The 12,545-nt window shown below is 63.6% G+C and carries 14 protein-coding genes; 6 read left to right on the top strand and 8 right to left on the bottom strand.

The features are described 5' to 3' along the window. Nucleotides 1–135 precede the first annotated feature (135 nt). Together NYR54_RS00340 and ppa are read left to right on the top strand one after the other, a co-directional pair. Nucleotides 136–642 (top strand): GNAT family N-acetyltransferase, encoded by a 507-nt coding sequence (locus tag NYR54_RS00340; RefSeq protein ID WP_261513355.1) that lies wholly within the window; start codon nt 136–138, stop codon nt 640–642. A 94-nt stretch (nt 643–736) separates the two neighbouring features. Then, the gene (gene ppa / locus NYR54_RS00335) at nt 737–1,276 is read left to right on the top strand and encodes an inorganic diphosphatase (protein ID WP_261513354.1); all 540 of its coding nucleotides are present in this window, start codon (nt 737–739) and stop codon (nt 1,274–1,276) included. 6 nt (nt 1,277–1,282) lie between these two features. Here ppa and NYR54_RS00330 read toward each other — a convergent pair whose 3' ends face one another. The 8 genes from NYR54_RS00330 to tesB all read right to left on the bottom strand — a co-directional run bounded on the left by NYR54_RS00330 (nt 1,283) and on the right by tesB (nt 9,451). Next, a complete protein-coding gene (locus NYR54_RS00330; RefSeq protein ID WP_261513353.1) occupies nt 1,283–1,876 on the bottom strand; it encodes a hypothetical protein in 594 nt (197 codons plus the stop codon). Then, nucleotides 1,873–2,235 (bottom strand): DUF167 family protein, encoded by a 363-nt coding sequence (locus tag NYR54_RS00325; RefSeq protein WP_261513352.1) that lies wholly within the window; start codon nt 2,233–2,235, stop codon nt 1,873–1,875. The genes NYR54_RS00330 and NYR54_RS00325 overlap by 4 nt, the downstream gene beginning before the upstream one ends. Before the next feature lie 11 nt (nt 2,236–2,246). After that, nucleotides 2,247–3,047, bottom strand: coding sequence for an exodeoxyribonuclease III (locus NYR54_RS00320; protein ID WP_261513350.1), 801 nt, complete (start codon nt 3,045–3,047; stop codon nt 2,247–2,249). Between the two features lie 90 nt (nt 3,048–3,137). Beyond that, a complete protein-coding gene (locus NYR54_RS00315) occupies nt 3,138–3,779 on the bottom strand; it encodes a LolA family protein (RefSeq protein ID WP_261513349.1) in 642 nt (213 codons plus the stop codon). Between the two features lie 91 nt (nt 3,780–3,870). Beyond that, nucleotides 3,871–6,378 carry a DNA translocase FtsK gene (locus NYR54_RS00310; RefSeq protein ID WP_261513348.1) on the bottom strand — a complete coding sequence of 836 codons (2,508 nt, stop codon included), beginning with the start codon at nt 6,376–6,378 and terminating at the stop codon, nt 3,871–3,873. A gap of 251 nt (nt 6,379–6,629) precedes the next feature. Next, nucleotides 6,630–7,994 (bottom strand): ammonium transporter, encoded by a 1,365-nt coding sequence (locus tag NYR54_RS00305; RefSeq protein ID WP_261513347.1) that lies wholly within the window; start codon nt 7,992–7,994, stop codon nt 6,630–6,632. 30 nt (nt 7,995–8,024) lie between these two features. After that, a complete protein-coding gene (locus NYR54_RS00300; RefSeq protein WP_261513346.1) occupies nt 8,025–8,363 on the bottom strand; it encodes a P-II family nitrogen regulator in 339 nt (112 codons plus the stop codon). A gap of 221 nt (nt 8,364–8,584) precedes the next feature. After that, entirely contained in the window at nt 8,585–9,451 is an 867-nt protein-coding gene (gene tesB, locus NYR54_RS00295) for an acyl-CoA thioesterase II (RefSeq protein ID WP_261513344.1), read from the bottom strand. A gap of 91 nt (nt 9,452–9,542) precedes the next feature. On the opposite strand from tesB, the gene NYR54_RS00290 reads away from it, so the two are divergent. From NYR54_RS00290 to NYR54_RS19235, 4 genes are all read left to right on the top strand, one after another. Further along, the gene (locus NYR54_RS00290) at nt 9,543–10,790 is read left to right on the top strand and encodes a ubiquinone biosynthesis hydroxylase (RefSeq protein ID WP_261513343.1); all 1,248 of its coding nucleotides are present in this window, start codon (nt 9,543–9,545) and stop codon (nt 10,788–10,790) included. Between the two features lie 34 nt (nt 10,791–10,824). Further along, nucleotides 10,825–11,265: an OsmC family protein gene (locus NYR54_RS00285; protein ID WP_261513342.1), complete on the top strand. Its 441-nt coding sequence runs from the start codon at nt 10,825–10,827 to the stop codon at nt 11,263–11,265. A 139-nt stretch (nt 11,266–11,404) separates the two neighbouring features. Beyond that, entirely contained in the window at nt 11,405–12,136 is a 732-nt protein-coding gene (locus NYR54_RS00280; RefSeq protein WP_261513340.1) for a Glu/Leu/Phe/Val dehydrogenase dimerization domain-containing protein, read from the top strand. Further along, nucleotides 12,037–12,453, top strand: coding sequence for a Rossmann-fold NAD(P)-binding domain-containing protein (locus tag NYR54_RS19235; protein ID WP_341484272.1), 417 nt, complete (start codon nt 12,037–12,039; stop codon nt 12,451–12,453). Before NYR54_RS00280 ends, NYR54_RS19235 begins: the two co-directional genes overlap by 100 nt. The last annotated feature ends 92 nt before the right edge of the window (nt 12,454–12,545 follow it).

The raw sequence follows: 12,545 nt of genomic DNA, 5'->3' as shown, positions 1-12,545 counted from the left end.
CGAAGAGCGCCGGGGAAATTTCATGTATTGTCCCGCCCGCCACGGCTTGGCTCGCAGAAATCTGATCGCGATTTGCGGCCGCGGTCCTGCTTCTGCTTGCCATGCGCGGTGCGACGCAGCTATGGTTAACGAACCATGAAGACGCTCTCGATCGACATCAGGCGGGCGGACCCGCAAGACGCGGAAGCAATCGCAGCGGTGCATGACCGCTCCTGGCGCGGGGCCTATACCGGGATCATTCCCTACCGCGCGCTCAACGCGATGGTCGGCCGCAGGGGCGCCCGCTGGTGGGCCAATGCGATCCGGCGTTCGGCCACCGTGCTGGTGTTGGAAGTCGGCGGAGAGATCGCGGGCTATGCCACGCTCGGGCGCAACCGCGCGCGCCAGCTCAAACAGGCCGGCGAGATATACGAGCTCTATCTCAGCCCCGAATATCAAGGCATCGGCTTCGGGCGCCGCCTGTTCAATGCCGCGCGCGAGATGCTGGCCGCCCACGGCCTTAAAGGCCTCGTCGTCTGGGCGTTGGAGGACAATACCGGCGCCATCTCGTTTTACCAGCGCGCAGGCGGACGTGACACCGCCGAAGGCGTGGAGGTGTTCGACGGCAAGGCGCTGCGCAAGATCGCCTTCGTCTGGGATTGACTTGCCCGCCGACTCAACGGGCGATCCGCCGCATTGCATCCGGCGGGCGGAGCGTTTAGGCAGCCGCCAACGCTCAACCGAAATCGGAAAGACAATGCGCATAGAGGCCATTTCCATCGGCAACAATCCGCCTGAGGACGTGAACGTCATCGTCGAGGTGCCCGTAGGCGGGCAGCCAATCAAATACGAGATGGATAAGAAAGCGGGCACACTGGTGGTGGATCGCTTCCTCTACACGCCCATGACCTATCCCGGCAATTACGGTTTCGTGCCGCACACCCTGTCGGACGACGGCGATCCGATCGACGTGCTCGTCTGCAACACGCGCCAGCTCGTCCCCGGCTGTGTCATCAATGTGCGGCCAATCGGCGTCCTTATTATGGAGGACAATTCCGGCCAGGACGAGAAGGTGATCGCGGTGCCCTCCCCGCATCTCACGCGTCGCTACGAAAATGTGACGAACTTCACCGACCTGCCGGAAATCACGCTGCAGCAGATCCAGCACTTTTTCGAGCACTACAAGGATCTGGAGCCCGGCAAATGGGTGAAGATCGGCGACTGGATGGATGCCGCGGCGGCAAAGCGCATCATCGCCGAGGCGATCGAAAGGGCAAAGGCGGCGCCGGCGGCATAGCGATCTTCAGTTTGATCGGCTGATGAAGTCCGGCAGCGGAACGCTGCCGGATACGACCACCCGCTCATCCATTCCGCATTCGAAATCCCGCGCGTGCTCGTCGGCTATCTGCCGCGCCTTTTCGTTGGCGCTCCTGTTGCCGGTCGCGACGACATGGCCGATGACGCAGCCCTCCCACTCTCCGATCTGGCCCACCTTGTGAACCACCAGCACTTCCGTGTCTTCGGCCGGGTTCTCCGGGTCTGTCGCCACGAACCAGCGATGGATGGTGGCAAAGGGAATCTCGCGACCGTCATCGATCTCGATGCGCCACTCGATCTCCTGGCCGGCATTGTTGAAGCTCGTAAAAGATTCCCATGCCGGTCTGTCGTCCTGAGGCGGAAAGCCGTAAAAGGCGGATTCACGCACGTCGCTGTAGTAGAGGAAGACCGGGTAGCCCTTATAGCCCGAACAGACGAGGTGGACCCAATCCTCGCCTTCCTCATGATCGACGATGAGGCAGTCGCGCTCGGCATCAAACTCCGTATAGGCGCTCTTGATCTCCTCCGCGCCGACATTTCCGGCAACAAGGATCGGAAGAAGAACCGGCAAATATCTCACGGCACATCTCCCTCCTCTGACCCGCCGCCCCGTGCGCTTTCACCGAGTATCGCATTTAGTCCGGCGACGAGATCCTGCGCCTTGCCGGTAACGAGCACCGTCTTCAGCCGCGAGGTCGTCCCGGACACGACGGAGACATCTCTCTGGGCCACGCCCAGCCCTTTCGCCATCAGCTTTTCCAGCGCCCGGTTCGCCTTGCCGTCTTCAGGCACAGCACGCACCCGCGCCTTGAGGTAGGAGCGCCCGTCCGACCCCTGCTCGGTCCCCTCTACCGCGTCTTTTGACGAGCTGGGCGTGAGGCGCACGAAAATTTCGAGCCCATCCTTTGTCTGACGGAAGCAGGATGCGCGCTCGTCCATACCGCCCGTCCTCAGCCGAACTCGGCGATCACCGGCACATGGTCGGACGGCCGGTCCCATCCGCGCGCCTCCCGAAGCACCTCGACGCGAGACAGCGCGGGCGCCAGCCCCGGTGACGACCAGATGTGGTCGAGCCTGCGCCCGCGATCGGACAGATTCCAGTCCCGCGCGCGATAGCTCCACCAGGTAAAGAGCTTTTGTTCAGGCGGAATGTGCCGGCGCACCAGATCCACCCAGCCGCAATAGCTGCGCATGCTTTCGAGGCCGCTTGTTTCGACCGGAGTATGGCTGACCACATTGAGAAGCTGCTTGTGAGACCAGACGTCCGCTTCGAGGGGCGCGATGTTGAGATCGCCGACCAGGATCGTCGCCGTATTCTCCATCTCAGCCGGACGAACCGCACGCATCTCCTCGATGAAGTCGAGCTTGTGGCGGAACTTGGGGTTTATCTCCGGGTCCGGCTCGTCCCCGCCCGCAGGCACATAGAAATTGTGCAGGAGAATGTCCCCTCCGTTCACGCGCATCCGGGTCAAGAGATGCCGGCAATCGACGATGCCGCAGAAGCTGCGCTTTTCCACCGTCTCCAGGGGAATGCGCGAAACGGTAGCCACGCCGTGATAGCCCTTCTGCCCATGGATGGCGATGTGGTTGTAGCCGAGCTTGCGGAACGCAGCCGTCGGAAACTGGTCATCCGGGCACTTCGTCTCCTGAAGGCACAGGACGTCCGGACGGTATTCCTCCAGGAAGCGCTGCACGATCGGCAGGCGCAGTCGAACGGAATTGATGTTCCAGGTGGCAATCTTGAACGGCATGGCAGGCGTCCGGCTTTTCTTGTCAAAGCCGGCATAGCTTGCCACCGGCGCCGGTGGCAAGCGTCCCGCACCCATACTACCGAAAGGAGATCAGAAATCCCCGCGCGCCATCCTGTTGACGCGGCTGTAGTCGATCGCAAAGACGCTGGGATCGAAAGTAACGCCTTGCTGCACATTGAACAGCATCACCGTCGTGTCCTTGCCCTGCGCGTCGGTGATGGTCCACTGGCGCAGATCATAGGTCTCGGAATCGAACATCATGGTGATGGTCGAATTCACGCCGAGCTGACGGTCAACAAGGCGCACGGTCGTCAGATCCTCTTCCTCGCTCACGCTCTGGACGTTCGCGGCGGATAGATCGATGCGCTCGCCCAGGAGGAGCTTCAGCGGTGTCTTGGACAGAGGATAGATGTCCGCCGTGTTCATCTTGCGGTTTTCCACAACCACGGTCGTGCCGTCGGAGATGACGCGGAACCGCGCCGGAGGCTCGTAGTCGAAGCGAATCTTGCCGGGCCGTTCGATATAGAACTTGCCGCCCGTCTGCTCGCCGCGCGGGCCGAACTGCACGAACTCGCCCGTCATGGTGCGCACGTTGGAGAAATGGTCGGCTATCCTCTGGACGGCGTCCGAGGCTGCATGCGCCGCACCCGAAGCGATCAGACCAAAGGCTAGAGCGAAGAACGCCGGAACCGCGCGGCGGAAAACGCTGGGACGTTCGGCGAAAATGGTCATAGGTCCTTGGTCTCCGGAATCTGTGGCATCGGTCATTAGATAGGGCGGCATCGGGGCTGAAATTAGACCCCGCCCCGCATGCGTATCCGAACTATTCCTGATCCCGCTCGGTAGGCACCAGAATCTCGCGTTTGCCCGCGTGATTGGCCGGACCGACAATGCCCTCCTGCTCCATGCGTTCGATGATGGACGCCGCGCGATTGTAGCCGATGCCCAAGCGGCGCTGGATGTAGCTCGTCGAAGCCTTGCCGTGGCGCAGCACAATGGCAACCGCCTGATCGTAGGGGTCGTCCGAATTGCCCAGATTGCCGGCACCGTTTGCGAAGCCGCCGGAATCGTCCCCATCTCCATCGTCTTCGGTGACGGCATCCAGATAATCCGGCACACCCTGCGCCTTCAGGTGCGCGACAATCTTCTCCACCTCCGAATCGGAGACGAAGGGGCCGTGCACGCGCTGGATACGCCCGCCGCCCGCCATGTAGAGCATGTCACCCATGCCGAGCAGCTGCTCGGCCCCCTGCTCGCCCAGAATCGTGCGGCTGTCGATCTTGGAGGTGACCTGGAAGGAGATGCGCGTGGGGAAGTTGGCCTTGATCGTGCCGGTGATGACATCCACCGAAGGCCGCTGCGTCGCCATGATGACGTGGATGCCGGCCGCGCGCGCCATCTGGGCCAGCCGCTGCACCGCACCCTCGATGTCCTTGCCGGCGACCATCATCAGGTCGGCCATCTCGTCGATGATGACGACGATGCAGGGCATGGGCTCCAGATCGAGATCCTCGGTCTCGTAGATCGCCTCGCCCGTCTCCCGGTCGAATCCGGTCTGCACCGTGCGCGTGATCCTTTCGCCCTTCTTTTTGGCGGCGAGAACGCGCTGATTGAAGCCCTCGATGTTGCGTACGCCCACCTTGGACATCTTGCGGTAGCGCTCCTCCATCTCCCGCACGGTCCATTTCAGCGCCACGACCGCCTTCTTGGGATCAGTGACGACAGGGGTGAGCAGGTGCGGGATGCCGTCATAGACGGAAAGCTCCAGCATCTTGGGGTCGATCATGATCAGGCGGCACTCCTCCGGCGTCATCCGGTAGAGCAGTGACAGGATCATCGTGTTGATGGCCACCGACTTGCCGGAGCCGGTGGTGCCGGCCACCAGCAGATGCGGCATCTTGGCGAGGTCGGCGATCACGGCCTCGCCGTTGATCGTCTTGCCGAGCGCCAGCGCCAGGCGCGCCTTGGTGGTTTCGAACTCGCGGCTCGCCAGAAGCTCTCGCAGATAGACCGTTTCGCGGGTCGCGTTCGGCAGTTCGATGCCAATGGCGTTGCGGCCGGGCACGACCGCCACGCGCGCGGCGATCGCGCTCATGGAGCGGGCGATGTCGTCGGCCAAACCGATGACGCGCGAGGACTTGATGCCGGGCGCGGGCTCCAGCTCATAAAGTGTGACGACCGGCCCCGGGCGCACATGGATGATCTCACCCTTGACGCCGAAATCCTCAAGCACGCCCTCGAGAAGCCGCGCGTTCTGCTCCAGCGCTTCCTTGGAGAGGCTCGGATCTTTGCTGGTGGCCTTGGGTTCGGCAAGAAGATGCAGCGGAGGCAGGGTGAAGCCGCCCGAGTCCAGGAACGAGGGCTGCGCTTCGCGGCGCACGCGCGCGCCGGGCGCAGGCCGTGGCGCAGGATTTTCCACCCGCATGGGCGCGGGCTCACGGAGTGCGGGTTCACGGACCGCGGGCACATCGACCTGCGGCTCGACATAGGCCTGCGGCTCGTCGAAATCGGGCTCGATGCGCATGCGCTCGTCGGCTGCACGGGCCGCCGCGACAACGGGAGCGGGCGCGGAGAGCTCATACTCCTCATCCAAATGGCCGTCGGCGCGGAGGAAATGGCGGCGGCAAAAGCCTCTGAGCGACAGCCACCAGTGCGCCACCCAGCCCAGAGCAACGAAGCCACCGTCTTCCTCTTCCTCGTCGTCCTCCTCTTCCTCTTCGAGGTCGTCTTCCGACAGACCGGGCGCGATGACTTCGGCGGGACGGGCAAAGATGCAGGCGCCGTAAAGCGTCAGCCAGAGGGCGGGCGCAAAAAGAACCATCGCAACGACAAGAGCAAACAGGCCGGTCGGATAGTCGCCCGACAGCAGGGCGGGAGCGGCGAGCACCATGTCGCCGAAGACACCGCCAAGGCCAGTCGGAAGCGGCCAGGTTTCAGGCGGAACGACGCAGCCGGCAATGCCCGCCGAAAGAACGGCGCCGCCAAACCACGCGCCGACGCGCCGCCACAGCCTCTCGATGGGGCGCGCCGCGAGAAGGAAGAGGCCCCAGAAGACGGCGGGCACCAGCCCGACAACCGAGGCAAGGCCAAAGAACTGCATGGCGATGTCGGAGAAGACGGCCCCCGGGTAGCCCATGGCATTGGTGACCGGATTGTCGGTCGCGTGGCTGAAACTTGGATCGGCCACGTTCCAGGTGGCCAGCGCCGCCAGGCAGAATGCCGCCAGCACCAGCAGAACCAGCCCCAGTCCGCGCGCAGCCTGCCGCCGCAGAAAGAGCCGCATACCGAATCCGCCATAGACAGCAAGCGCCGCGGAAGTACCGGAACTCATACGCATTTCCCCGTCCGACTGTACTGTTGGCGCGCCTGAGAGCGCCTGGACGGGGCGAAAGATAAAACCGTGATGGTAAAGGCGGCATTAACCATGGGAGTAGATGGCCTGAAGAGGACCTTGTGCCGGCGGAAGGCGCCTCGGCTTCATGAGGCGCGGCTGTGCCTCCCCCTCAACTGTAAAAAAGAGGCCCGGCACAACGCCAGGCCCCAAATCGCATCCTCCGCCGTCGGGCGGGAGATGCCGCGGTTTCAGGAGTAGTGGTAGGCCGCCTCGCCATGCGAGGTGAGATCGAGGCCCTGCGTCTCATCTTCAGGCGAAGGCCTGAGGCCGAACACCGCATCGACGATCTTGTAGAGGATGGCCGAGAGGATTCCGCACCAGAGAATGGTTACGACAACGGCCACGATCTGAATCCACAGCTGAGAGGCGATGGAGAAATCGTCCCCGCCCGTGCCGCCCAGCCAAGGCGCCGTGAAGATGCCTGTGCCGAGTGCGCCGACGATGCCCCCGATGCCGTGAATGCCGAACACGTCAAGCGTGTCGTCATAGCCGAATTTGTTCTTCACCACGGCCACAAAGAAGTAGCAAACCGCGCTCGAGATCGCGCCCAGCACGATGGCGCCCACCGGACCCACTGTGCCGCAGGCTGGAGTAATGGCGACGAGCCCGGCGATGATGCCCGAGGCCGCCCCCAGCATAGACGCCTTGCCGCGGTGCAGTGCCTCAATCACGCTCCAGGCGATGATCGCACCGGCCGTGGCGGTGAAGGTGTTGATCATGGCCAGCGCCGCACCGCCGGTGGCCTCGAGATTGGAGCCGGCGTTGAAGCCGAACCAGCCGATCCAGAGGATCGAGGCACCGACCATGGTGAGCGTCATCGAATGCGGCGCGAGGATTTCCTTGCCGTAGCCGGTGCGCTTGCCCACCATGATGCAGCCCACCAGCGCGGCGATGCCCGCATTGATGTGGACCACGGTGCCGCCTGCGAAATCGAGCGCGCCGAGGTTGTAGAGGAAGCCCGAAGAATCCCAGACCATGTGGGCGATGGGGAAGTAGACGAAGGTCACCCACAGGATGGTGAAGAGAATCACCGCCGAGAATTTGATCCGCTCGGCAAAGGCGCCCACGATCAGCGCCGGCGTAATGACGGCAAAGGTCATCTGGAAGCAGATGAAGACGTATTCGGGGATGACGACGCCTTCGGTAAAGGTCGAAGCCATCGAATCGGCCGTCACGCCGGACAGGAACACCTTGCCGAAGCCTCCCCAGAAGGGGCCCGTGCCGCCGCCGAAGGCGAAGGAATAGCCCCACAGCACCCATATGACCATGACCACCGCCGCAATCATGGTGCACTGCATGAGCACCGACAGCGCGTTCTTGGCGCGCACGAGGCCGCCATAGAAGAGGGCCAGACCCGGCAGGGTCATGAACAGCACCAGGAGGCTCGCCGTCATCATCCAGGCGACGTCGCCCTTGTCCATGACGGCCGCAACCTCCGCGGCGGCTTCGGCGCTCTCCTCCTGTGCCAGGGCAGGAAGCGCGGCTAAAGTGCCAAGCGCGAGCGCAGCCGCACCGGGCGCTAGCCTAGCGATAGTGGTTCTCGGAAACCTCATCTCATTCTCCCTGAAAGGTACCGGTTGCGCTCACAGCGCGTCGGCGTCGGTTTCGCCGGTGCGGATGCGCACGGCATTTTCGATGCTGTAGACAAAGATCTTGCCGTCCCCGATCTGGCCGGTCTTGGCGGCCCTGGCGATCGCATCGACGGCCTTTTCGGCCAGCTCCGATGCGACAGCGACCTCGATCTTGACCTTGGGAAGGAAGCTCACGGCATATTCGGCGCCACGATAGATTTCCGTATGCCCCTTCTGCCGTCCGTAGCCCTTGACCTCGGTGACGGTCAGCCCCTGGATGCCAAGCTCCGTCAGTGCCTCGCGCACGGCTTCGAGCTTGAACGGCTTTACGATTGCCATCACAAGTTTCATCAGGTCTCACCCCTGCTTGGCGGACACGCCGCGTTGCATGTGCCGCCGGTCACCCGACCTTGGGCGGCCAGCAACGCAGAGGTGGAATCAAGCGCCGTGCCAGATGCCTGATGCTTGAATCAACTGCTTGAAATTACTTCCTAAATTCCAACCTTTCGTGCCTGCGTCTAGAAGCGCAACTGGGCCAGGTGATTAGAAAATGTGCAAAGTGCAAAATTTGCCTATTTTGTGCGCAGCCGGATCAGCCCCTCTTGGGCCGTCGAGGCGATGAGCACGCCGTCCTGCGAATAGATGCTGCCGCGTGTTAGGCCCCGCGCGCCGCGCGTGGATGGGCTGTCCTGGGTGTAAAGCAGCCAGCCGGAGAGCGAGTGCGGCCGGTGGAACCACATGGCATGGTCGAGGCTCGCCATCTGCAGCTCCGGATCGAACAGCGAACGGCCATGCGGGAAGGTGGCCGTGTCGAGCAGCGTCATGTCGGACAGATAGGCAAGCACCGCCGCCTGCAGATGGCGGTCGTCCGGAAGGGGACCGGCCATTCTCATCCAGACCTGCTGAAAGGGCGGAAGCGCATCCCGCGTCGTGTAATGCTCGACATTGACCGGGCGGATTTCCAGCAGGCGCTCGCGCTGCCAGTATCGCCTTATCTTCTCGGGCACCTTGTCGCCAAAGGCGGTGAGAAACGCCCGCTGTGGCTGCAGGGTTTCGGGCGGAGGAACTCCCTCCGGCATGGGAAGTTGATGCTCGAGGCCCGGCTCGTCGATATGGAAGGATGCGGCAAGGGAAAAGATGGCCTGACCGTGCTGGATCGCGTTCACGCGCCTAGTGGTAAAGCTGCCGCCGTCGCGGATGCGGTCCACTTCGTAGATGATGGGAACGGTGGGATCGCCCGGCAGTATGAAATAGCAATGCAGCGAATGCACATGGCGATCCGCGCTCACCGTGCGCTGCGCAGCCACCAGTGCCTGCCCGATCACCTGCCCGCCGAAGACGCGCTGCCAGCCCACCTGAGGGCTGAGGCCGCGAAAGAGGTTGTGTTCCAGCCGTTCCAGATTCAGTATGTCGAGAAGTTCCTGCATCGGGGACGGCATGGGGAAGGACCTCCGGTGGATTTACAGCGTTCCGACAAACCGGAGGACTGGCTGTAAGTCAAGGCAGGCGTGTTGAACGGAGTTCGAAGCCATGGCTGAAACAAAGGGTGAGTCGCGCGTCCAGGGCCTTTTCGATGTTCTGATTGCCGGCGCGGGCTATGTGGGGCTCACCATAGCAGTCTCCCTGCGGCAGGCCCGACCGGGCATGCGCATCCTGGTTGTCGATGCCGCGCCGGAGGGCGTGTGGCAGCGCGACGGACGCGCCTCGGCGGTGGCGGCGGCGGCCGTGCGCATGCTGCGGCAGCTGGGCTGCTGGGAAGAGATCGAAGCCGAGGCCCAGCCGATCACGGAAATGGTGATTACCGATTCGCGCACGAGTGATCCGGTCCGCCCCGTGTTCCTGACCTTCGGCGGTGAGGCCACGCCCGGCGAACCTTTCGCGCATATGGTGATGAATCGGGATCTGAACGGCGCCCTGCGCCGGCGGGCGAAGGAGCTCGGGATCGATATCGTCCAAGGCGTGGCGGCGGAGGCCTTTGACATCGAGCCGGCCGCAGTGGACGTCCGCCTTTCAGACGAGACATCCTGCCGCACGCGCCTTCTTGTGGCGGCCGACGGGGTGAAATCAAGACTGCGCGACATGGCGGGCATCCATGTGGTGCGCTGGGAATACGGGCAGTCCGGCATCGTGTGCACCGTTGCGCACGAACGCCCCCACGAAGGCCGAGCGGAGGAGCACTTCCTGCCGGCGGGGCCATTCGCCATCCTGCCGCTCAAGGGCAACCGCTCCTCCATCGTATGGACGGAGCGGACGGAAGATGCCGAACGGCTGGTCAAGGAAGACGACCTCGTTTTCGAGCACGAGCTGGAAATCCGCTTCGGGCTCAAGCTCGGCGAGATCCATGTCGAGGGGCCGCGCCGGGCTTGGCCGCTGGGGCTGACGCTCGCACGGGATTTCGTGCGCCCGCGCTTTGCGCTGGCGGGCGACGCCGCCCATGGCATTCACCCGATCGCCGGCCAGGGGCTCAATCTCGGCTTCAAGGACGCGGCGGCACTCGCCCAGGTGCTGGTGGAGGCGGACCGGCTGGGCGAGGATATCGGCGCACTCAACGTGCTGCAGCGATATGAACGCTGGCGGCGTTTCGACACGGTGCAGATGGGCGTCACGACGGACGTGCTGAACCGCCTCTTCTCGAACGACTTCGCCCCGATTCGGGCGATCCGCGACATTGGCCTTGGACTGGTCGATCGCATGCCGGGCATGAAGAATTTCTTCATCCGTCAAGCGGCCGGGCTTTCCGGTGCCACGCCCCGGCTGCTGCGAGGCGAAGCCATATGAACCCGCAAACAACCGAACCCATGGAGAAACAGGGATGAAGCGCCACGCAAGTGTTATCTGGAACGGTTCTCTCACCAAAGGCTCCGGCCGGCTCGAAAGCACCCAGAGCGGCGCTCTGGGCGGCTTGCCTTTGAGCTTCAAGGCCCGCTTCGAAGACGAAACCGGCCGGTCCGGCACAAACCCGGAGGAGCTGATCGCCGCTGCGCACGCGGCGTGCTTCTCCATGCAGCTCGCCCACATGCTGGCCGAAGGCGGAACGCCCGCGGAATCACTCGACGTCAAGGCAGAGATCGATCTCCAGCCGAAGCAGGGTGGCGGTTTTGAGATCCGCGGCAGCGCACTTACCGTCAACGGCACAGTGCCGGGCATGGAAGAGGCCAAGTTCAAGGAAATCGCGGCCAAGGCCAAGGAGATTTGCCCCGTTTCGGCGGCGCTCAAGGCGATCCCTATCACATTGGAGGCCCGCTTCGCCTGAGGCCCCTCCGCCGTGACAGTTTCGCAATGAAAGCGCTCCGCGAACGCAATGGACGTTCGCGGAGCTTCATGTCTTCGCAACCAAAGATCGGCAGGGCCGCCTAAATTAGACATGCGGATAGGCTATTCGGAGGAAAGCCATGCTGCATGCTTACGAAGCGAGGACTCTCAGGCAACCTGCCGGTGCCTCCAGCCTCACGATCATGGACATTACGGCTCAGGCGGCCAGACTTCCCGCCTTCGAGAATCACGAGAGCATCTGGCTCGGGCGCGATGAGAAGCGTGGCCTGAGGGCCATCGTCGCCATTCACGACACCACGCTCGGCCCGGCGCTCGGGGGAACGCGCATCTGGCCTTACGCGAGTTTCGAGGAAGCGCTTGCCGATGCGCTGCGTCTTTCGTGCGGCATGACATACAAGGCGGCCATCGCCGACCTGCCGCTGGGCGGCGGCAAGGCGGTGATCATGGCTGATCCGAAGACGGGCAAGACCGCCGCCTTGCTCGCCGCCTATGCCGAGATGCTCGCCGCGCTCAACGGCCAGTTCATCACCGGCGAGGATGTGGGCCTGACGCTCGCAGACGCCGATTTCCTCCGCGCACGCACCCCAAATGTGACGGGCACAACGCGGGGTGGCAGTGGCAATCCCTCTCCCGTAACGGCTAAGGGTGTCTATCTCGGCATCAAGGCCGCGGCGAAGCATCGCTTCGGAACGGATGACCTGACGGGCCGCAGGGTGGCCGTACAAGGACTGGGCGCGGTGGGCTCAGCGCTCTGCGAGAAGCTGCACCGGGCCGGAGCGTCACTCGCCGTTGCCGACATCGACGCCGCGCGCGTGGAAGGGCGTGCAGGGATTTCGGTGCTGCGGCCCTAGCCACAGAGGAAATCCTCTCGGCCGATGCCGACATTTTCGCGCCCTGCGCCCTGGGCGGCGTGCTTTCGGAAAAGACGATCCCGCTTCTCAAGACCCCGATCGTGGCGGGCTCGGCCAACAACCAGCTTGCGAACCATGCGGATGTGCGCCTTCTGATGGAGCGCGGTATCCTCTATGCCCCCGACTACGTCATCAATGCAGGCGGGCTCATCAATGTGGCGGGCGAACTGGCTCCGGGCGGCTACGATCCGGACGCGGCCCTGTCCAGAGTCGCGACGATCCCGACCGTGCTTGCCGATATTTTCCGCCGACGCTGAAAAGCGCCCGACCAATGACATTGCCGCTGAGATCGCGCTCAAGCGGCTGCAGGCGGCGGCATCGCAGCCGCCCCGCGTACCCATCTGACGCC

Origin of the sequence: Chelativorans petroleitrophicus, from assembly GCF_025398195.1 — a bacterium.
Taxonomy (GTDB): Bacteria; Pseudomonadota; Alphaproteobacteria; order Rhizobiales; family Rhizobiaceae; genus Chelativorans; species Chelativorans petroleitrophicus.
Note: the sequence above shows the minus strand (reverse complement) of the source record. Positions and strands in the feature narration are given on the sequence as shown.